15 protein-coding genes and 5 tRNA genes are annotated in these 19,191 nt (G+C 74.9%); 8 read left to right on the top strand and 12 right to left on the bottom strand.

The annotated features are described in order from the left end of the window. Positions 1–13: 13 nt before the first annotated feature. From ACZ6X9_RS17675 to ACZ6X9_RS17655, 5 genes are all read left to right on the top strand, one after another. A tRNA-Cys gene (locus ACZ6X9_RS17675) sits at positions 14–87 on the top strand. Position 88: 1 nt separating this feature from the next. Further along, a tRNA-Val gene (locus ACZ6X9_RS17670) sits at positions 89–163 on the top strand. A 20-nt stretch (positions 164–183) separates the two neighbouring features. Further along, a tRNA-Val gene (locus ACZ6X9_RS17665) sits at positions 184–255 on the top strand. Positions 256–271: 16 nt separating this feature from the next. Further along, positions 272–346, top strand: a tRNA-Val gene (locus ACZ6X9_RS17660). Positions 347–366: 20 nt separating this feature from the next. Continuing rightward, positions 367–441: transfer RNA gene (locus tag ACZ6X9_RS17655), tRNA-Val, on the top strand. A 220-nt stretch (positions 442–661) separates the two neighbouring features. On the opposite strand, the gene ACZ6X9_RS17650 is transcribed toward ACZ6X9_RS17655, so the two are convergent. Continuing rightward, positions 662–877 (bottom strand): hypothetical protein, encoded by a 216-nt coding sequence (locus ACZ6X9_RS17650; RefSeq protein WP_469778902.1) that lies wholly within the window; start codon positions 875–877, stop codon positions 662–664. 648 nt (positions 878–1,525) lie between these two features. Between ACZ6X9_RS17650 and ACZ6X9_RS17645 the strand changes: the two genes are divergently transcribed. Beyond that, positions 1,526–2,806: a serine/threonine-protein kinase gene (locus ACZ6X9_RS17645; RefSeq protein WP_469779180.1), complete on the top strand. Its 1,281-nt coding sequence runs from the start codon at positions 1,526–1,528 to the stop codon at positions 2,804–2,806. Positions 2,807–2,868: 62 nt separating this feature from the next. Here the strand turns inward: ACZ6X9_RS17645 and ACZ6X9_RS17640 are convergent, their stop codons facing one another. The 9 genes from ACZ6X9_RS17640 to ACZ6X9_RS17600 all read right to left on the bottom strand — a co-directional run bounded on the left by ACZ6X9_RS17640 (position 2,869) and on the right by ACZ6X9_RS17600 (position 16,507). After that, entirely contained in the window at positions 2,869–3,096 is a 228-nt protein-coding gene (locus tag ACZ6X9_RS17640) for a hypothetical protein (protein WP_469778901.1), read from the bottom strand. 428 nt (positions 3,097–3,524) lie between these two features. After that, on the bottom strand, positions 3,525–4,349 hold the full coding sequence (locus ACZ6X9_RS17635) for a TrmH family RNA methyltransferase (protein ID WP_469778900.1): 825 nt from the start codon (positions 4,347–4,349) through the stop codon (positions 3,525–3,527). Between the two features lie 50 nt (positions 4,350–4,399). After that, positions 4,400–5,659, bottom strand: coding sequence for a uroporphyrinogen-III C-methyltransferase (gene cobA / locus ACZ6X9_RS17630; RefSeq protein ID WP_469778899.1), 1,260 nt, complete (start codon positions 5,657–5,659; stop codon positions 4,400–4,402). Positions 5,660–5,888: 229 nt separating this feature from the next. Next, positions 5,889–11,234, bottom strand: coding sequence for a nicotinate-nucleotide--dimethylbenzimidazole phosphoribosyltransferase (cobT, locus tag ACZ6X9_RS17625; protein WP_469778898.1), 5,346 nt, complete (start codon positions 11,232–11,234; stop codon positions 5,889–5,891). Between the two features lie 219 nt (positions 11,235–11,453). Then, positions 11,454–12,692 carry a precorrin-6y C5,15-methyltransferase (decarboxylating) subunit CbiE gene (cbiE, locus tag ACZ6X9_RS17620; protein WP_469778897.1) on the bottom strand — a complete coding sequence of 413 codons (1,239 nt, stop codon included), beginning with the start codon at positions 12,690–12,692 and terminating at the stop codon, positions 11,454–11,456. 140 nt (positions 12,693–12,832) lie between these two features. Continuing rightward, positions 12,833–13,489 (bottom strand): GNAT family N-acetyltransferase, encoded by a 657-nt coding sequence (locus tag ACZ6X9_RS17615; protein ID WP_469778896.1) that lies wholly within the window; start codon positions 13,487–13,489, stop codon positions 12,833–12,835. A gap of 198 nt (positions 13,490–13,687) precedes the next feature. After that, positions 13,688–14,557 carry a MetQ/NlpA family ABC transporter substrate-binding protein gene (locus ACZ6X9_RS17610; RefSeq protein ID WP_469778895.1) on the bottom strand — a complete coding sequence of 290 codons (870 nt, stop codon included), beginning with the start codon at positions 14,555–14,557 and terminating at the stop codon, positions 13,688–13,690. 97 nt (positions 14,558–14,654) lie between these two features. After that, positions 14,655–15,452 (bottom strand): methionine ABC transporter permease, encoded by a 798-nt coding sequence (locus ACZ6X9_RS17605; protein WP_469778894.1) that lies wholly within the window; start codon positions 15,450–15,452, stop codon positions 14,655–14,657. After that, the gene (locus ACZ6X9_RS17600) at positions 15,449–16,507 is read right to left on the bottom strand and encodes a methionine ABC transporter ATP-binding protein (RefSeq protein ID WP_469778893.1); all 1,059 of its coding nucleotides are present in this window, start codon (positions 16,505–16,507) and stop codon (positions 15,449–15,451) included. The genes ACZ6X9_RS17605 and ACZ6X9_RS17600 overlap by 4 nt, the downstream gene beginning before the upstream one ends. 481 nt (positions 16,508–16,988) lie before the next feature. Between ACZ6X9_RS17600 and ACZ6X9_RS17595 the strand changes: the two genes are divergently transcribed. Continuing rightward, a complete protein-coding gene (locus tag ACZ6X9_RS17595; protein ID WP_469778892.1) occupies positions 16,989–17,348 on the top strand; it encodes a hypothetical protein in 360 nt (119 codons plus the stop codon). A gap of 2 nt (positions 17,349–17,350) precedes the next feature. Then, the gene (locus tag ACZ6X9_RS17590) at positions 17,351–17,782 is read left to right on the top strand and encodes a hypothetical protein (RefSeq protein WP_469778891.1); all 432 of its coding nucleotides are present in this window, start codon (positions 17,351–17,353) and stop codon (positions 17,780–17,782) included. Between the two features lie 184 nt (positions 17,783–17,966). Here ACZ6X9_RS17590 and ACZ6X9_RS17585 read toward each other — a convergent pair whose 3' ends face one another. Both ACZ6X9_RS17585 and ACZ6X9_RS17580 read right to left on the bottom strand, forming a co-directional pair. Next, positions 17,967–18,473 (bottom strand): GNAT family N-acetyltransferase, encoded by a 507-nt coding sequence (locus tag ACZ6X9_RS17585; RefSeq protein WP_469778890.1) that lies wholly within the window; start codon positions 18,471–18,473, stop codon positions 17,967–17,969. A gap of 85 nt (positions 18,474–18,558) precedes the next feature. Continuing rightward, on the bottom strand, positions 18,559–19,128 hold the full coding sequence (locus tag ACZ6X9_RS17580; protein ID WP_469778889.1) for an RNA polymerase sigma factor: 570 nt from the start codon (positions 19,126–19,128) through the stop codon (positions 18,559–18,561). Positions 19,129–19,191 lie beyond the last annotated feature (63 nt).

The raw sequence follows: 19,191 nt of genomic DNA, 5'->3' as shown, positions 1-19,191 counted from the left end.
TCCCCGCACTCCTGGTGGAGTGGCCGAGAGGCGAGGCAACGGCCTGCAAAGCCGTCTACACGGGTTCAAATCCCGTCTCCACCTCCAAGGACGATTAGCTCAGCGGGAGAGCGCTTCCCTGACACGGAAGAGGTCACTGGTTCAATCCCAGTATCGTCCACCAAGGTCCTCACGGGCCTTCCCGCGCGATTAGCTCAGCGGGAGAGCGCTTCCCTGACACGGAAGAGGTCACTGGTTCAATCCCAGTATCGCGCACGCTGCACACCCTCCCGGACGATTAGCTCAGCGGGAGAGCGCTTCCCTGACACGGAAGAGGTCACTGGTTCAATCCCAGTATCGTCCACCAAGGTCCTCGCGGACCTTCCCGCGCGATTAGCTCAGCGGGAGAGCGCTTCCCTGACACGGAAGAGGTCACTGGTTCAATCCCAGTATCGCGCACCACGATCGGCCGGAGGCCGGGGCTTCGAGCTCCGGCCTCCGGCCGTTTTCGCACGTCATGGCGGTATCGCCGCGTCATGGCGGTATCGCGCGGTCGGACGAAGGACGGGCCGGGCACCTCCCCAGGTGCCCGGCCCGTCATGCCGTCCGCCGCACCCCCGTCCCCACGGGGTTATGGCCGGCCCGTCCCCGACCCGGACCGCTCTTCCGGGAGCCCGGGCGCTCAGCGCCCCAGCATGCCGGCCACGGACGACGCTTGGGTGACGACGGCGTCCCAGCCGCCGAAGGCGACGGCCAGGACGGCCGCGCAGGGCAGCACCATGGCCAGTGCGACCAGTGGGTGCCGCCGGTCGGCGGGGCGGCCGGGCAGCTCGGGAAGGCTCCGGCGGACGTCCGCCCGCCGGGGCGCGCGGACCGCGCGCCGTACCGCCTGGGCCATGGCCCTCTCCCTCCCGGTCCTGCCGGACCCGCCCCCGCCCGGTACGGCTCGCTCCGCGGGCCGCCCCGGCGTGTGCCGATGCTGACAGCGACGGGCGTCCGGCCTCGGGGGACGAGTGGCGCGCCCGCCGCTTGAGCACCACAGTAGGCGCCGCCGAGGGGGCCGGGCGTCATGCCTTCGTACCCCTTGCACCGCCTCCGCGAGGAGGAGGGAGGGGTGGGGCCGGTACTCCCCTGGGTGGAGAACAGAGGAGCGGTTCGCCAGGGTCGCCTCGGGGCGGGCGTCCGGGTCGCCCCGAGGGGACCACCTCCGGGTGATCTGCCTCACGTCCGGGGTGTCCCGGTCCCCCGTCGTCGTGGCCCCGGAGACCGCCCGGGCCGACGCCGTGTCAGGTGTTCGAGCGGCCGGCTCACCGGGGATCTCCGGCCGTGCCGTGCGACCCGTCAGCCCGTCAATCCCCGTGCCGTTTCGGGATCTTGCTGGCCGGTGGCCGACGGACGGGTGCGGGACGGGCGCCGGGGAGGGGCCGGACACGGGCGCGCGGCGGAACCGGGCATCCGATGGCCGACGCATGCGCGGCCTCTCAGCACGGCCGCCCGTCAATCCGTAAGCTGTGGCTCGTCAGACGGACCGGCAGCGGGGATGAAGATGACGATGATGCGGCTCCGGCGCGAGGACCCGCGTGTCGTCGGCTCGTTCCGGCTTCACCGCCGGCTGGGCGCGGGCGGCATGGGTGTGGTGTACCTCGGCTCGGACAAGCGCGGCCAGCGGGTGGCACTGAAGGTGATCCGGCCGGATCTCGCCGAGGACCAGGAATTCCGCTCGCGCTTCGCGCGCGAGGTGTCCGCCGCGCGGCGCATCCGCGGCGGCTGTACGGCGCGGCTGGTGGCCGCCGATCTCGACGCGGAGCGGCCGTGGTTCGCGACGCAGTACGTGCCCGGGCCCTCGCTGCACGACAAGGTGACCGAGGAGGGTCCCCTGTCGGCGGCTCAGACGGCGTCCATCGGGGCGGCGTTGGCCGAGGGTCTGCTCGCGGTGCACGACGCCGGGGTGGTCCACCGGGACCTGAAGCCGTCCAACATCCTGCTCTCCCCCAAGGGCCCGCGGATCATCGACTTCGGCATCGCCTGGGCGACGGGGGCCAGCACCCTGACGCACGTGGGCACGGCCGTCGGCTCGCCGGGCTTCCTCGCGCCGGAGCAGGTGCGGGGCGCGACGGTGACGCCGGCGACGGACGTCTTCGCGCTGGGCGCCACGCTGGCGTACGCCTCGACCGCGGACTCCCCCTTCGGGCAGGGCAGTTCGGAGGTCATGCTCTACCGGGTGGTCCATGAGGAACCGCAGCTCATGGGCGTGCCCGACGCGCTGGCACCGCTGATCCTCGCCTGCCTGGCGAAGGATCCTGAGGAGCGGCCGAGCACACTCCAGTTGTCGCTGCGGCTGAAGGAGATCGCGGCGCGCGAGGCGCACGGGCTCCCGGACGCCCGCCGGGTGCCGACGCGGCGCGAGCCCGAGCGGCCCCCGGCCCGCCGGGTCGCGGACCACGCACACCAGCCCACGGAACCGCGCCCGGCGGCCGCCGCCCAGGCGGGCTCCCCCGCCCGGCCGCCGGCGACCCGGCCGTTGCGGCAGCGCCGCCCGGACCGCCCGGCCGCCCGGCCCGCGGCCCGGCCGCGCAACGGCTCCCGCGCGGGCGCCCGCACCGGGCCGGCGGGCCGGCGGACCGGCGGCGACCCCCGGCTGCTGCGGCAGCGGCTCATCGTGTTCGTGGTGGTGACGCTGCTGGTGGCCCTGGGCATCGCGGCGGCGCAGGGCTGTGACGGGCCGAAGAAGTCGTCCGGGCTGGGGCCGGGGCGAGAGCGGCCGTGCGCGGTCGCGGTGACGGCGGATGCCTGTGGCGCGGCGGGGGCGGGGCACGGGCGGGGCTGAGCGCGCCACCGTCGTCGCCGCCGGCCCGGCGTCTCCGGGCCGGCCGCTGGGGGACGTGTTCCTCACGGGGTGACATGGTCGGCCCCCGGGTTCCGGAAGCCGCCGGAGACGGGCGCGTACCCCTCGCGGGCGCCCGGCAGGTCGTCGTGGCCGGCGGGGCGAGTGATCGGTCCGTCCGGGGTGGCCTGCGTACGGTCGTCCCGCGCGCGGGGAAGGGCGGTCCGGGCGAGTCCGCCCTTGGGATCACCGGTCCGGCGAACGGTCGCGCCGCCCTCCCCCATCGTCGGCACCTCGTCGGCACCTCGTCGGGTCCTCGTCGGCGCCGAAGCCGTCCTCGGTCGCGGCCCTGAGGTCCGGGACGGCGGCGCGCGTGGCCGGTGCCGGTCCGTGATGCGGCGCGTCCCTGGGCCGGTCCGCGATCGCGGGCGCGTACCCGGTGGGTGTCCGGTCGCGGCGTCGGTGCGGGCGGCGCCCGGTACGCCCAGCGTGCCGGAGCGGCGGAGCCGGACGCGGGCCGGGCTCGGACCGAACGCTGACCGGGCTCGGACCGAACCCGGGTCGGGCTCGGGCCGGACGTGCGGCGGGGGCGTACAAGCGTCCGCTGTGGACGTCCCCGGGTGTCGGGCAGAGGGGGTCCGTCCGGACCGAACGCGTCGCTCCGGCCGAGGCCGGGCACGGTGCGCCGCGGCAGCCGTCGGCCGGGCGGCGCTTCCGCGTCCTACGCCGGCGTCCCCGCCGTCACCGCGTAGAAGGCGACGGCCGCCGCCGCGCCGACGTTGAGGGAGTCGACGCCGTGGGCCATCGGGATGCGCACCCACTCGTCGGCCGCCCGGAGGGCCTTGGCGGACAGGCCGCTGCCCTCGGCGCCGAGCATGAGGGCGACCCGCTCCAGGCGGTGCGGGGCGGCGGCGTCCATCGGGGTGGCCTGGGCGTCGGGGGTGAGGGCCAGGACCCGGAAGCCGGCCGCCCGGACCGTCTCCAGGTCGCGCGGCCAGTTCTCCAGGCGGGCCCAGGGGACGGAGAACACGGCGCCCATGGACACCTTGACGGACCGTCGGTAGAGCGGGTCCGCGCAGTCCGGGGAGAGCAGGACGGCGTCCATGCCCAGGGCGGCGGCGCTGCGGAAGATGGCACCGATGTTGGTGTGGTCGTTGACCGCTTCCATGACGGCGACGCGGCGGGCCGTGGCCAGCAGTCCGGCGGCGTCGGGCAGCGGTTTGCGGGCCATGGAGGCGAGGGCGCCGCGGTGCACGTGGTAGCCCGTCACCCGTTCGGCGAGCTCCGGCTCCACGACGTAGACGGGGGCGGAGACGCCCTCCATGACGTCGCGCATCACGTCCACCCACTTGGCGGAGAGCAGCATGGAACGCATGCCGTAACCCGCGTCCACCGCCCGGCGGATGACCTTCTCCCCCTCCGCGATGAACAGTCCCTCGGCGGGCTCGCGCCGGCGGCGCAGCTCGACGTCGGTCAGGCCGGTGTAGTCGTGGAGCCGGGGGTCGTCGGGGTCGTCGATGGTGATGACCTGAGGGGACTGCGTCATGGGGCTCACGTGTCTCGTGGTGCGTACGGGGGGGACCAGGGGGCTCGTTCTCAGTCGGCGGTCGCGGCACAAGGGGCGCTGTCCGCCTCCCGGCCGATCGCCACGACCTCGCCGATGACGATCACGGCCGGCGGGCGTATGCCCTCGGCCCGCACCCGCTCCCCCACCGTGCCGAGGACGGCGTCGACGCGGCGCTGGGCGGCGGTCGTGCCCTCCTGGACCACCGCGACCGGGGTGTCGGCGGACCGGCCGTGCCGGATGAGCGTCCCGGCGATGGCGCCGCACTGCTCGACGCCCATGAGCACCACGAGGGTGCCGCCGAGCCGGGCGAGCGACGGCCAGTCCACCAGGGACCGCGGGTCGTCCGGGGCGACGTGCCCGCTGATGACGGTGAACTCGTGGGCCACCCCACGGTGGGTGACCGGGATGCCGACCGCGCCGGGGACGCTGATGGAGCTGGAGATGCCCGGCACGACGGTGCAGGGGATGCCGTGTTCGGCGAGCGCCTGCACCTCCTCCTTGCCGCGCCCGAAGACGAACGGGTCGCCGCCCTTGAGCCGGACGACGGTCTTCCCCGCCTTCGCGTGCTCGATCAGGGCGTCGTTGATGGCCTCCTGGGCCATGGAGCGGCCGTACGGGATCTTCGCGGCGTCGATGACCTCGACGTGCGGCGGGAGCTCGTCCAGCAGGTCGCGCGGGCCGAGCCGGTCGGCGACGACGACGTCGGCCTCGGCGAGGAGACGCCGGCCGCGCACGGTGATCAGGTCGGGGTCGCCGGGGCCGCCGCCGACGAGCGCCACCCGGCCGGTGCCCGGGCGGGTACGGCGATGGGGCGCGGCGAGGGAACCGTCGCGCAGTCCTTCGACGATGGCGTCCCGCAGGGCCGCCGTGCGGCGCGGGTCCTGGCCGGTGAGCACGGCCACGGTGACGCCTTCGCTGCGGCCGGTGGCCGGCGTCCAGGCGGTGGCCGCCTCGGCGTCGTCACTGCGGACGGCCCAGACCCGGCGGGCCTCCGCCTCGGCGGACGCGGCGCGGTTGGCCTCGGGGTCGTCGGTGGTGATCAGCGCGTACCAGGCACCCTCGAGGTCGCCCTCGCGGTAGCGGCGCCGCTCCCAGCGCAGTTCGCCGGCCTCCGCCATGGCCTCCACGGACGCGGTCGCGGACGGCGACACGAGCAGGACGTCGGCTCCGGCGGCGATGAGGGCGGGGAGCCGGCGCTGGGCGACCTGGCCCGCGCCGAGGACGACGACACGGCGGCCGTGCAGGCGGAGTCCGACGGGGTAGGCGGCGAATTCTGGGTGCTCGGCCATGGGGGCTGCGGGTCTCCTCGCTGGTCAGGGGCGCTGGGCATACCCTACGTGGGCTTTGTTAGCAGGGGGTTTCGCCCGAACGCCGGACGGGCCGATACCAGCCCGTCCGGCGTTTGAGGACAACCGCGCGAAGCGCGGTTTCAGGGGGTGCGGGGGCCGGCCCCGCTAGAAACGGTGAATGGGCCCCCTCTGGGGGAGGGAGCGGGGCACCAGCCGCCCGCAGGGCCCCTTACCCCTTCTCCGCGACCCCCGCGCTGTCGAACGTCGCCACCTCGTGCATCGCCCGCGCGGCACTCTGCACGACCGGCAGGGCCAGCAGAGCGCCCGTCCCCTCACCGAGTCGCAGGTCGAGATCCACCAGCGGACGCAATCCGAGCTTGGTGAGGGCCGCGACGTGCCCGGGTTCGGCGCTGCGGTGCCCCGCGATGCAGGCGGCCAGCGCCTCGGGAGCGATGGCCCGCGCCACCAGGGCGGCGGCACCGGCGCTCACGCCGTCGAGGATCACCGGCGTACGCAGCGAGGCCGCGCCGAGGATCAGGCCGACGAGGGCGGCGTGTTCGAGCCCGCCGACCGCGGCGAGGACGCCGATCGGGTCGGCCGGGTCGGGACGGTGGAGTTCCAGCGCCCGGCGGACGACGTCGATCTTGCGGGCGTGCATCTCGTCGTTGATGCCCGTGCCGCGGCCGGTGACCTCGGCCGGGTCGGAGCCGGTGAAGACGGAGATCAGGGCGGCCGACACGGTGGTGTTGGCGATGCCCATCTCGCCGGTGAGAAGCGCCTTGTTGCCCGCGGTGACAAGGTCGCGGGCGGTCTCGATGCCCACCTCGACGGCGCGCAGCGCCTCTTCGCGGGTCATCGCCGGGCCGGCGGTGAAGTCGTCCGTGCCCGGGCGGATCTTGCGCGGCAGCAGGCCGGGGCGGGCCGGCAGCTCGCCGGCGACACCGACGTCCACGACGCAGACCTCCGCGCCGACCTGGTTGGCGAACGCGTTGCAGACGGCCCCGCCGCCCAGGAAGTTGGTCACCATCTGCATGGTGACCTCCTGGGGCCAGGCGGTGACGCCCTGGGCGTGCACCCCGTGGTCACCGGCGAAGACCGCGACGGCGGCGGGCTCCGGGATCGGCGGCGGGCACTTGCGCGACAGGCCGCAGAGCTGCGCGGAGATGATCTCCAGCATGCCGAGCGCGCCGGACGGCTTGGTCATCCGCTTCTGCCGCTCCCACGCCTCGCCGAGCGCCTTGGCGTCCAGCGGGCGGATGCCGCGCAGGGTCTCGGCGAGCAGGTCGTGCGGGTCCTCGCCGGGCAGCGCGCGACGGCCGTACGTCTCCTCGTGCACGACCCACGACAGCGGGCGCCGCTTGGACCAGCCGGCCTGCATCAGCTCCGGCTCGTCCGGGAACTCGTCGACGTACCCGACGCACAGGTACGCGACGACCTCCAGGTGCTCGGGGAGGCCGAGTTCGCGGACCATCTCGCGCTCGTCGAAAAAGCTGACCCAGCCGACGCCGAGGCCTTCGGCGCGGGCGGCGAGCCACAGGTTCTCGACGGCGAGGGCCGACGAGTAGGGGGCCATCTGCGGCTGCGTGTGCCGGCCGAGGGTGTGCCGGCCGCCCCGGGTGGGGTCGGCGGTCACCACGATGTTGACCGGGGTGTCGAGGATGGCCTCGATCTTCATTTCCTTGAACTGCTTGGCCCGGCCCTTGGGCAGCGAGGCGGCGTACGCGTCGCGCTGGCGAACGGCCAGTTCGTGCATCGTCCGGCGGGTGTCGGCGGACCGGATGACGACGAAGTCCCACGGCTGGGAGTGCCCGACGCTGGGCGCCGTGTGCGCGGCCTCCAGGACGCGCAGCAGGACGTCGTGCGGGATCGGGTCGGGGCGGAAGCCGTTGCGGATGTCGCGGCGTTCGCGCATCACGCGGTGGACGGCCTCCCGCTCGGCGGCGGCGAAACCGTCGGCCGGCGGGCCGAGGGGCATGCGCGGCTCCTCGACGTCCTCCGCCTCCGCGCCGTCGGCCCGCTCGGCGGCCTGGTCGGTGGCGTCCTGGTCGGTGGCGGCTTGTTCGATGGCGGTGCCGGTCGGCTCGTCACCCGACTCGTTCCGCGGCTCGTCGTCGCGGACGAGAGCGAGGTGCACGGGCGGTGCGGAGGCCACCGGGGCCTGCGGGGCTTCCGGTGCCGACTGGGCGACAGGGGCCTGGTGCTCCGCCGGCGCGGCGGGGACCTCGGCGGCGGGGGCGGCCTCGGCGGCGGTGGCGGGGGCGGCCTCGGGGGCGGGCGCCGCGGCCGGGGCCTCGTCGCCGGAGACCGGCTGCGGGGCGGGCGACTGTTCCGGGCTCGCCGAAGGCTGCTGCGCGGGGGCGACGGCCTGGACGGCCGGGGCCGCCTCGGCGGGGGCCGGAGCCGCGGCCTGCGCCGGTACGGAGGCGGGCTCGCCGGCCGGGTCGGCGGCGGGCGCCTCCGCCGAGGGCACGACGGCCGGGGCGGGCGCCTGGTCGGCGGCCTGCGCCGGAACAACGGCCTCCGCGGGGGCGGCGGCCTCGGCGGGGGCGGCGGCCTCGGCGGGGGTGGTCGCCTCGGCGGTCGCCGCCGGGGCGGCGGGGCTCGCGGGCGTCTCCGGGGCGGCGGGCGCCCCTTCGGTCGTGGCGGGCGCGGCCGTCACGGGGGCCTCTGCCTGCGCGGGGGCCTCGGCGGGCACGGAAGTCTCAGCGGGCACAACGGTCTCGGCAGCCACGGGATTCTCTACGGGCGGGGTGTCCTGGGCGGACACGGCGTTGTCGGTGGGGAGGGCGTTCTCGGTGGGGGCGCCGGTTTCGGCGGGCGCGGTGTTTTCTGCGGGCGCGGTGTTCTCCGCGGGGACGTCCGCTGCGGCGGCGGGAGCCGCCACGGGAGTGACGGCCTCGGCGGGAGCAACAGCTTCCACGGCGGCGTGAGTTACCGCCTGCGTGGGTGCGCCGGCCGGTGCGGAAGCGCCGGTCGGTACGGAGGCGTCAGCCGAAGCAGGGGCGGGTGCCCCGGCCGGGGTGGGAACAGCGGGCGCTCCGGCGGGCGCCGGCCCGTCGGCCTGGGCGGAGGCGTCGGCCGGTGCGGAAGCGTCAGCCGATGCGGGAGTTGAGCCGGAGGTGTCCGCCGGGGCGGGCACGCCGGTCTGAACAGCGGCTTCCGCAGAGGCGGGTGCGTCAGCCGAGCCGACGGCGGACACGTCCGCCGGGGTCGCTGGGGCGGCCTGGGCAGAAGCGTCCGCCGGGGCGGGTGTGCCGACGCCGGCCGGGGCGGAGGCGTCGCCCGGCGCGGGCGCGTCTGCCGAGACAGCGGCGTCCGCCGGGACGGATGCGCCGGCCGGGGCGGACGCATCACCGGGGGCGGGGGCGGCGACGACCGGCGGAACGGATCCACCGGTTTGGGCGGAGGCGTCAGCCGGCGCGGGCCCGTCAGCGGAGGCCGCAGCGGCAGCGTCCGCCGGAACGGACGTGTCGCCCGGGGCGGACGCGTCGCCGGAGGCGGGCGTGGCATCCGACGCAGCGGCGGCGACGGCGTCCGCCGGAGCGGTTACGCCGGCCTGGGCAGCGGCGTCGGCCGGTGCGGGTGCGTCAGCCGGGTCGGCAGCGGGCACGGCAGCGTCCGCCGGAGCGCTTGGATCCGCCTGGGCTGAGGCGTCAGCCGACGCGGGAGCGTCCGCCGGGGCGGGGACGTCGTCCTGCGCGGTCGCATTGGCCTGCGCGGTGGCATCGGCTTGCGGGGTGGCGTCGGCTTGCGGGGTGGCGTCGGCTTGCGCGGGGGCCTCAGTCGAGGCAGCGGCGGAGCCCTCCGCCGGGGCCGACGTGTCATCAGGGGCGGACGCGGCCACCGCGTTCGCAGTACCGGCCTGGAGGGGAGCGTCCGCAGAAGCAGGCGTGCCGCCCTGGGCAGGAGTGGCGTCCGCAGGAGCGGCTTCCGCAGAAGCGGCGTCCGCAGCGGCGGATGTGCCGTCCTGGACGGGAGCGTCCGCGGGAACGGGCGTGTCGGCCTGGGCGGGAGCTTCCGTGGGGACGGAGGCTTCGGCCGGTGCCGTCACGGTCTCCGTCGGGGACCCCTCCGTCTGCGCGGTCGCACCGGCCGGTGCCGGGGCCTCCGGCGACGCGGGCACCGGGGCATCGGGCGCCGGGGCATCGGGTGCCGCGGGCCCGGCCTCGGCCACGGCCGTTGCGGTCGCCTCGGCCCCGGGAGCGGGCTGCGGCGTCTCCGCGACAGCGGCATCGGCACCGGCGGGAGCGGCATCGGCGGGAGCGGCGCTCCCCTCCGTCACCGGCGTCTCGGACGGCACGGCAGCCACGGGCGCGGGCGTTCCGGCGTCCGCGGCGCCGTCGGCGGCGACGGGCTCCGCCGCGGTCACGGGCGCCTCGGCCGCCTCGGCGGCTTCGGCCGCCACGGGAGCGGCCACGGCGGCGTCACCGGCGGCCGACGGAACCGCAGCCTCCGGCCCGGCGGCGGCCACGGGCGCTTCCGCCACCGGAACGGCGGTGGAAGCGTCGGTCGGCCGCGGAGCCTGCTCGGCGGCGGCCACGGGCTCGCCGGCGGCCTCGGTCACAGACGCGCCCGTGGCGGTCCCGGTCGCGGGAACGGCCGTCTCCGCGACCGGCGCCGGCTGCCCCGTCTCCTCCGCGCTCGGGGTACGGGCCGGCGGCACGGCGTCGTGCGGGAGCGCGACGGCGTCGGCGGGCGCGGCTGCCTCCACCGGCGCCGCCTGGGCGGGCACGGTCGCGCCGGGGGCGGCGTCCGGCACGCCCTCCCCCGCGACGGCCGCGGCCGACGGCGCGTCAACGGGCGCCGTCCCGAGGGGCGGAACCCCGCCCGTGTTCTGCGGCGGGACGAAAGCGACGGCGGGCTCGGCCGCGGGCATCGCCTCGGAGACGACCGGCGCGCCCGGCGCCACGGCGTCCGCCGCGATGGCCTCCTGCGGCGAACCCTGCTGCTCCGGGCCCTGGTTCGGGTACTCGGTCCGGTTCTGGTGCTGCGGCTGGGCGTCCCATATGCCCGGCTGGGTCACCGGCTCCGCGTCGGCCGCGGGCGCGGCCGTCCCGGCATCGGCCCGCGGGGCGTCGAGGTACTCGGGGCCGGCGGCCGGGGAGCCCGGGGGGTGCGGGACCGGGGAGCCGACGGGCTGTTGCGGCGCGGCCGGGCCGCGGTCGGCGAGGGAGCGCACGACGCCGCTGGACGACGGGTCGGGCGGGCCCATGTGCAGCGGTCGGCGGGGTGTGGCGGGGGCGGCCGGGGGCGTGCGGACCTCTTCGAAGACGGCGGCGCCGGTGTCCCGGCCGCCCGTCTCGTGGGTGCCGCCCTGGAGCGGCTGCTCGCTCCAGGCGCCCTGGGCGCCCGGCATCAGGAGCAGGTCGTCCTCGTCGGCGGCGTCCGGGTCGGCGAGGAACGCGTACGTGGAGGGTCCCGTCGTGGGGCGCCCGCGGGGCGCCTGCGGGACGGCGGGATGTGCCGGGATTCCGGTGTCGGCAGGAGCCGCGGCGTCCGCGGTGAGCGGGTGCCCGGGCGTCGCGCCTGCGTTCTCCGGCTGTCCCTCATCCGGGAACCGGCCGGTGTCGGTCATGCGTACCCCTCGCCCATCGGTAGTGCTCCTTCCAACCGCTCACGCCCATAGCAAGAACGAGCGTCCAACTCTCGCGGCACGTTGCGTGCCGCCCCGGTGCCACCCTGCCCTGCGCACCGCCAAAAAGGAGGGGCGTTCCGGACATTGGTGACTGTGGTCTTTGACACCGAGCCGCCGCACAACGATCCGCCAGCCTACCTTCCGCGCGGCGTGTCGGGATCACGGGTGCGGACGGCGGCCGCTCAGCAGGAAGGTGACGGACCGCTCGGCTTCGGTCCAGGCGGCGGTGTCCAGGCGCACGGCCTGGAGCAGGGTGCATTCGACGGCGTACCCGCCCTCGGCGAGCGCCCTGCCGATGGCCTCCGCCTCGTCACGGGTGACGGCGTGCGCCACGATGGCCTCGGGCCGGCGGTCGGCGCAGGCGGCGACGACGGGCGCCCCGCCGCCGCCGACGCGGACGACGTCGGGTTCGGGCAGATCCTCCAGGACGTGCGGCGCGGTGCCGTGCACGGTCTGGAGCTGGACGCCGTAGTGGCGGGCGGCGGCGAGGGCCCGGGCGCAGGCGTCCGCGTCGCGGTCGACGGCGATGACGGCGGCGCCGAACCGGGCGGCCTCGACGGCGGCGGCGCCGCTGCCGGAGCCGATGTCCCAGACGAGGTCGCCGACGCGGGGGGCGAGCCGGGCGAGTTGGGCGGCGCGCAGTTCGGTGCCCTCGCCCTCGCCGAGCGCGGTGCCGTAGGCGTCGGCGGGCAGGGCCCAGCCGCGTGGGCCGGGGAGCCGGCCGGGGTCGCGGCCGGCGATCCAGCCGCCGGCGCGCTGGCCGGGGAGGGCCGGGGTGTCGTCGGGGCCCGCGCCGGATCCGCCGATGACGATGACGACGTTGGGGTCGCTCCAGGTGTGGTCGACGACCTTGTCGGAGGTCAGGACGGTGACGCGCTCGCGGGCGGTGCCCAGTCGCTCGCAGATGACGAAGGTGCGGTGGACCGGGCCGAGCAGCAGCGCCAGTTCGGCGGGTCCGGCGCCGGGCGAGGTGAGGACGGCGACCTTGGGGTGGGCGCGGCAGACGTTGACGGCGCGCCGCAGGTCGCGGCTGTGGGCGACGACGATCTGGGCGTCGTCCCACGGCATGCCGGCCCGGGCGAAGGCGGCGGCGACGGAGGAGACGGCGGGCACCACCTCCACCTCCAGGCCGTGCTCGGGGGCGCGCAGGGCACGGACGACGCCGAAGAAGCCGGGGTCGCCGTCGGCGAGGACGACGGCGGTGCCGCGGTGCCGGGCGATGCGGCGGGCGGCGAGGTCGACGCTGCCGAGCCGGACGCGTTCGGCGGCGGGCGGTACCTCGGGCAGCGCCAGGTGGTGCGCGGCTCCGGCGACGAGGGTGGCGGCACCCACGGCGGAGCGGGCCGCCTCCGTCAGCGGTGAGCCGTCCCATCCGATCACCGTGACCCGGTCGGCCATCGTCGTCTGTCTCCTGGGGGTGTCTCGGGGGGAAAGTCCAAGGTGAGGATGCCCGCTCTCGCGGCGGGCATGGTGAGAGTACCCCGGCAGGTCCGGACCACCGTCCGGAGTACGGGGCGGATGGTTGCGCGCGGGGGGCGTCAGCGCCAGCCGGGCGACCAGCCGGGGAACGCGGCGGCGTAGCCGGTGCCGTCGCCGGTGTGCCGGTCGCGCACCTCGTCGAGGTCCTCGGGGAGCAGGCTCCAGACGATGAGGTCGGTGCGGATGTCGGTCCACCCGCCGTCCTCGGTGCGGCTGCGCGCTATCCAGGCGTTGCGGAGGACGCCCTCGCTGATGCAGCCGAGCTTCTGGGCGACCTGCTGGGCGGCGGTGTTGTCGGCGGCGGTGCGGAGTTCGAGGCGTTCGAACTTCTGGTCGCGGAAGAGCCACTGGGCGACGGCGAGGACGGACTCGCAGGCGTAGCCCTCGCCCCGGGCCCAGGGGGCGGTGACGTAGGCGATCTCGGTGGAGAGGGTGTGCCAGTCGGTGTGCTGGAGACGCACGGTGCCGACGAGGCGGTGGGTGAGGAATTCGGTGACCGCAAAGACGATTCCGCGTCCCGTGGCGCGTTCGGCGGGGGCGGCGCGCAGGACCCAGTCGCGGGCGTCGGCGGTGGTGTACGGGTGGGGGGCGGACGTCCACGCGGTGATGAGCTCGTCGTTCATCATCTCGGTGAGCGCGGGGACGTCCGTCGCGTCGAACGGGCGCAGCACCAGCCGGTCCGTACTGATGGAGATGTCCGGAAAGGTGGAAGTCATGCGCTGCTCCAACGCCGGAGGGGGTTCCCCGTGCCGTGCGGGCGCGGGGAGGTGGCCGGGTCCCGTCCCGGCGGTCGCGCCGGTCTCGGGTGCACCAGCATGCAGTATGGCCACGCTGGTGCGCCAAGCGCGGCGGCCCCGCGCACGCGTGGCGTGTGCGGGGCCTGCGTCCGCCGGGACGGCCGAGAGTACCGGCGGTCAGCTCTTGGCGGGACCGAAGGCCGGGATGACGGCCCCGTTGCTGAACTTCTCCTCGATGAACTTCTTGACCTCGTCGGAGTTGAGCAGCTTGGCGAGCTTGACGATGCGCGGGTCCTGCTCGTTGCCCCGCTTCACGGCCAGGAAGTTGGCGTAGGGGTTGCCCTCGGCCTTCTCGAGGACCAGGGAGTCCTTGGCGGGGCTGAGCTTGGCGCCGATGGCGAAGTTGCCGTTGATGATCGCCGCGTCCACGTCATCGAGGCGCGGGGGGATCTGCGCCGCCTCGATCTCGGTGAACTTGACGCCCTTGTCGTCCTTGACGTCCTTGAGGGTGGCGGAGGCGCCCACGCCGTCCTTGAGCTCGATGATCTTGTTGTCGGCGAGCAGCTTGAGCGCCCGGCCCTCGTTGGTCGCGTCGTTGGGGACGGCGATGGTGGAGCCCTCACCGAGGTCGGAGATCTTCTTGACCTTCCTGGAGTAGAGGCCCAGCGGCTCGATCTCGACGTTGACGACCGGGACGATGTCCGTCTTGTTCTTCTTGTTGAAGTCGTCGAGGTACGGCTTGTGCTGGAAGAAGTTTCCGTCGACCTCGCCGTTCTGGACGGTGGTGTTGGGCGCGTTGTAGTCGTTGTACTGCTTCACCTCCAGCTTCAGGCCGGCGTCCTTGGCGAGGTGGTCGCGGACGTACTCGAGGATGACTCCGTGCGGCGTGGGGCTGGCGGCGATGATGAGCTTGGCCGCCGGGTCGGCGTCCTTGCCCTTCTTGGTGGAGGACGAGGAGGTGTCGGAGGGGGCGCTGCAGGCGCTCAGGCCGAGGGTGAGTGCGGCGGCTGCCGCGACGGCGGCGGTGAGCTTGAGGGTGGTACGCACGAAGAGTGCCTCTTTCTTGTTCTCACGAGGTGATGCCGCCCGGCAAAGGGTCCGGGCTCGTGGTTTCCCCGGGGCCGTCGACGGGCCCCGGAGGGGTTCAGGGGGCGTCGACGGCCGCCTTGGGCTCGTCGGCGGCGCGCTGGGCGGGGACGGCCGCGGCGTCCATAGCCTGAGGGGCCTGAGCGGCCTTCGGGGCGCGGCGCAGGCGCCACAGGCCGACGGGGGCGGACTGGCGTCCGGTGCGCCGGGCGAGGCGGCGGACGGTCAGGTCGCCGACGACCTGGACGACGGTGACGATGACGACCAGCAGCACGATGGTGATGTTCATCAGCTCGTGCTCCTGCCGCTGGTAGCCGTAGTTGATGGCGACCGCGCCGAGCCCGCCGCCGCCGACGGCGCCCGCCATGGCGGAGTAGCCGATGAGGGCGATCACGGTGGTGGTCAGGGCGGCCACCAGCGAGGCCAGGGCCTGCGGGAGCAGCACCTTGAAGATGATCGTCCAGGTGCCGCCGCCCATCGACTGGACGGCCTCGATCAGACCGCCGTCGACCTCGCGGAGCGAGCTCTCGACCAGCCGGGCGAAGAACGGAATGGCGCCGATGGCCAGGGCGACGACCGCGGCGCTGGGGCCGATGGAGGTGCCGATGACCATGCGGCTGAACGGGATCAGCCAGACGATCAGGATGATGAACGGCACGGAACGGGCGACGTTCACCACCGCGCCGACGATCTTGTTGACCGCGAGGTTGCGGAGCAGTCCGCCGCGGTCGGTCAGGTACAGCAGGATGCCCAGCGGCAGGCCGCCCACGACCGTCCAGACCGCGGACCACCACACCATGAAGAGGGTGTCGAGACAGCCGTCGCGCAGCAGGGGCTGCATCTCGTTCCAGGTCACTTGGCACCTTCCTTAAGGAGGAGGGCGTCGGCCGCGGCCTCCGCACCGGCGGTCACGGGCGCCACCTCGACCTGGAGGCCCTGCTCGCGCAGGAAGCCGATGGGGACCACGTTCTCCTCGAAGCGGCCGGGCAGCTCGATGCGCATCCGGCCGACCTGGCGGCCGGCGACGGTGTCCATCGCGGCGCCGAGGATCGAGATGTCGATGTTGTACGTGCGCGAGAGCTGCGAGATGACCGGCCGGGTGGCCGCGTCACCGTGGAAGGTGACGTCGACGACGGTGCGGTCGGGTCCGGACGGCTCGCCGCCGACGGGGAACAGCTCGGCCGCCAGCTCGGAACCGGGCGTGGCCAGCAGCTCGGCGACGGTGCCGGACTCCAGCACCCGGCCCCCCTTCATCAGGGCCGCGGAGTCGCAGATGGACTTGACGACGTCCATCTCGTGCGTGATCAGCAGCACGGTGAGGCCGAGCTGCCGGTTGAGGTCGCGCAGCAACTGGAGGATCGAGCGGGTGGTCTCCGGGTCGAGCGCGGAGGTCGACTCGTCGGAGAGCAGCACCTTGGGGTCGCCGGCCAGGGCGCGGGCGATGCCGACGCGCTGCTTCTGGCCGCCGGAGAGCTGGCCCGGGTAGGCCTTGGCCTTGTCGGCGAGGCCGACCAGGTCCAGCAGGTCCAGGGCCTTGCGGGAGCGCTCCTTGCCGGACAGGCCGAGGATCTCCAGCGGGAGCTCGACGTTGGCCTGCACGGTCCGCGAGGACAGCAGGTTGAAGTGCTGGAAGACCATGCCGATGCGGCTGCGTGCCTGCCGGAGGGCCGCCCCGGCGCGCGGGCCGCGGCCGGCGAGCGCCGTGAGGTCCTCGCCGGCGACGGTGACCGTGCCGGAGGTGGGGCGCTCCAGGAGGTTGACGCAGCGGATGAGCGTGGACTTTCCGGCGCCGCTCTGGCCGATGACGCCGTACACCTCGCCCTCTCGGACATGCAGGTCGACGCCGTCGAGGGCGGTGACCTCGCGGCCGCGTGAGCGGTAGACCTTTGTCAGGCCCGTAGTGGTGATCACAGGGGTTTCCGTCACTGTCGAGTGCGCGGCCGGTGGGGCGCCGGCGCACGGGAATTCATTGCGGAACGCGGCGTGGGACCCCGTCGGCGCCGTCGTCGGCGCGTGGCGGGGGATCCGGTGTCGCGGAGGGGAAGAGCGGTGCGGAGCGGGCGGTCCGTCGTCGGACGCGGGCTCTGCGGGTCTCGCTTCGGGGCGCGAGGCTCGGAACGGGGGCCCTCAGCGGTCACACATTCGACACATGCGACGAGCAGCACCGGGCGTCGTCATCGCCTCGGTCGCAGAGATGCGGGTGCTCGTCGTGGTCATGCGGGCAAGTAAAACAGACGTCTGCGCGAACAGGCCAAGGTTGTCCGAATGGCGGACGCCTCCGGTCACCCCGTGGACAGTGCGGGCCGGGCGCGGCGGGCGCGCGGGGGCCGTCTAAAGTCGTCCCCATGCCTGTCACGCCCCATCCGCACGCCCGTGCCGCCCGGGGGTCACGGTGATCGACGCGCTGACGCTCGCGGTCGGTGTGACCGCTCTCGCGCTCGCCGTCTGGTGCGGCCATGCCACCTACCGTGACCAGCCGACCAAGGACTGGCACTTCATCGGCATGGCCGTCGTCTCCGTCCTCGCCCTCGTCCAGTTGGCCGTCGGAGTGGTGCAGCTCGCCCGGGGCGAACGGCCCGTGAAGGGCACCGCCCTCTTCGTGGCCTACCTCCTGGGCGCCGCCGCGTGCGTGCCCGGCGCCGGTTTCATGTCGCTCGCCGAACGCACCCGCTGGGGGTCCGCCACCGTGGCCGCCGGCGCCGTCATCCTCGCCGTGCTCCAAGTACGGCTCTACGACATCTGGGGAGGCTGACCGTGACCGAACCCGCCACCACCACCGCCGAGGACGGCGGCGGCCTGGGCAAGGGCCCGGGCCGGCTGCTGGTCTGGCTCTACGGAGTGTTCACCGTGGCGGCGGCGTCGCGGTCGATCGTGCAGATGGCCCTCCACTTCGGGGACGCGCCGCTGGCGTACGTGCTCTCGGCCGTCGCGGCCGTGGTGTACGCGTTCATCACGTACTCGCTGGTGCGGGGTGGGGAGGGGGCTCGGCGTGCGGCTCTCGTCTGCTGCGCGCTGGAGCTGCTCGGGGTCGTCACGGTGGGGACGTGGACCCTTGCCGATCCCGGGGCGTTCCCCGACGCGACCGTGTGGTCGGACTACGGGATGGGGTACCTGTTCATTCCCGTGATCCTGCCGGTGACGGCGATGGTGTGGCTGCGGCGGGCGCCGGTTTCCGCTGCGCGGTGAGGGTGCCCCCGACCCGCCCTTTCACCGTTTCCTGGGGGCAGGCCCCCGGACCCCCTTGTCCTCAAACGCCGGACGGGCTGGATATCAGCCCGTCCGGCGCTTGAGGACAGCGCCCGCAGGGCGCTTCGGGGGTGCGGGGGCCTGCCCCCGCAAGAAACGGGAAGGGGCGGGACAGGGGCAACCCTCACCCGGCAGCGGCCAGTTCCTCGGCATGAGCGGACTTCTCCAGCGTCACCACCGTCAGCACCTTGCTGACCACTTCCGTCCCCACCGCCTCATACCCCCGCTTCCGGCACAGCCGCAGCGTCAGCTCACTGCGCCCCCCGACGGCGAGCCGGAAGCGCCGGACCGAGCCGTCCGCCGCGAGCCGCTCCTCCACGGCCGTGAGCAGCCGGCCGCCGAGGCCGTGGCGGCGGAGGCGGGGGTGGACGATGAGGCCGCTGATGGAGGCCGTACCGGACGCGGGGTCGACCGCGCCGCGCACGGAGCCGACGACCTCGTCGCCGAGCCGGGCCACCAGCACGCACCCGGAGGCGAGTTCGGCCCGCAGCTCGTCGAGGGTCTGCGTCAGGGGCTCCAGGGAGTAGTCCCCGTACAGCTCGGCCTCCCCCTGGTAGCAGAGGTACTGGAGCTTCAGGATCTGTTCGGCGTCGTCCTCGGTCGCCGCCGCGATGGTCACGCTCATACCCATGTGCGCATGCCTCCCCTGGTCAGTCCCGTACGTTCCGTCTGACAGGAGCCGCCGCGGTTCACGTCGCCTCCGTGGCGCCTGTTGTCTACCGCTCCTTTCCCCAAGGTCCAGGAGCCGCAATCGCCGCCGTCAGCATTCTGCGCAGGCATCCCAGGCAACGGGAACGGATCGGCCCCAAAGATCCTTGTGAGATACCCAACTCTCCTGCGATTTCTCGGTAGGTCGGGTCTCCGGAGGAGAGGAGTGCCCGCATCAGGCCGGGGCAGCGGCCGGGGAGTCGGCGGACCGCGGCGCGCAGTTCGCGGCGGGACTCGGCGGCCAGGACCGCCCGTTCGACACCGGAGTCGAGGGCGCCCGCGTGGTCGGCCGGTTCGGCGGCCACCGGGTCGTACGGCACCTCACGGCGGGCGAGGCGGCTCGCGGCGCGGGCCTCGGCGCGGACGGCGGCCCGTAACCGGAGGGCGGGCGGCTCGGGGCGGCGCGGGCGCCGGCTCTTCCGCCGGCCGGCGGGACCGGCGTCGTGCCGGTCGCTCAGCAGTCGGACCCAGACGGCCTGTTCGAGGTCGGCCGCGTCGATGCCGGCCGCCGGCGCCTCGGCGGCGCATTCGGCGGCCAGCAGCGGCCGGAGCGAGGTGACGAGGTCGTTCGGTGTCATGCCCGGCGGGACGTGGGCCCGTGTCCCGCCGGTTGCCGACCCCCACGGGTGTCACTCGTCCGT

The sequence above is a fragment of the Streptomyces sp. NPDC052910 genome (assembly GCF_055585605.1).
The sequence above is the reverse complement of the archived record's forward strand: the minus strand, read 5'-3'. Positions and strand labels throughout refer to the sequence as shown.

Excerpts from the sequence above, each read along its gene's own strand:
- ACZ6X9_RS17650 (WP_469778902.1), bottom strand. The coding sequence starts at position 877 with ATGGCCCAGGCGGTACGGCGCGCGGTCCGCGCGCCCCGGCGGGCGGAC.
- ACZ6X9_RS17645 (WP_469779180.1), top strand. The coding sequence starts at position 1,526 with ATGACGATGATGCGGCTCCGGCGCGAGGACCCGCGTGTCGTCGGCTCG.
- ACZ6X9_RS17635 (WP_469778900.1), bottom strand. The coding sequence starts at position 4,349 with ATGACGCAGTCCCCTCAGGTCATCACCATCGACGACCCCGACGACCCC.
- cobA (WP_469778899.1), bottom strand. The coding sequence starts at position 5,659 with ATGGCCGAGCACCCAGAATTCGCCGCCTACCCCGTCGGACTCCGCCTG.
- cobT (WP_469778898.1), bottom strand. The coding sequence starts at position 11,234 with ATGACCGACACCGGCCGGTTCCCGGATGAGGGACAGCCGGAGAACGCA.
- cbiE (WP_469778897.1), bottom strand. The coding sequence starts at position 12,692 with ATGGCCGACCGGGTCACGGTGATCGGATGGGACGGCTCACCGCTGACG.
- ACZ6X9_RS17615 (WP_469778896.1), bottom strand. The coding sequence starts at position 13,489 with ATGACTTCCACCTTTCCGGACATCTCCATCAGTACGGACCGGCTGGTG.
- ACZ6X9_RS17585 (WP_469778890.1), bottom strand. The coding sequence starts at position 18,473 with ATGGGTATGAGCGTGACCATCGCGGCGGCGACCGAGGACGACGCCGAA.
- ACZ6X9_RS17580 (WP_469778889.1), bottom strand. The coding sequence starts at position 19,128 with ATGACACCGAACGACCTCGTCACCTCGCTCCGGCCGCTGCTGGCCGCC.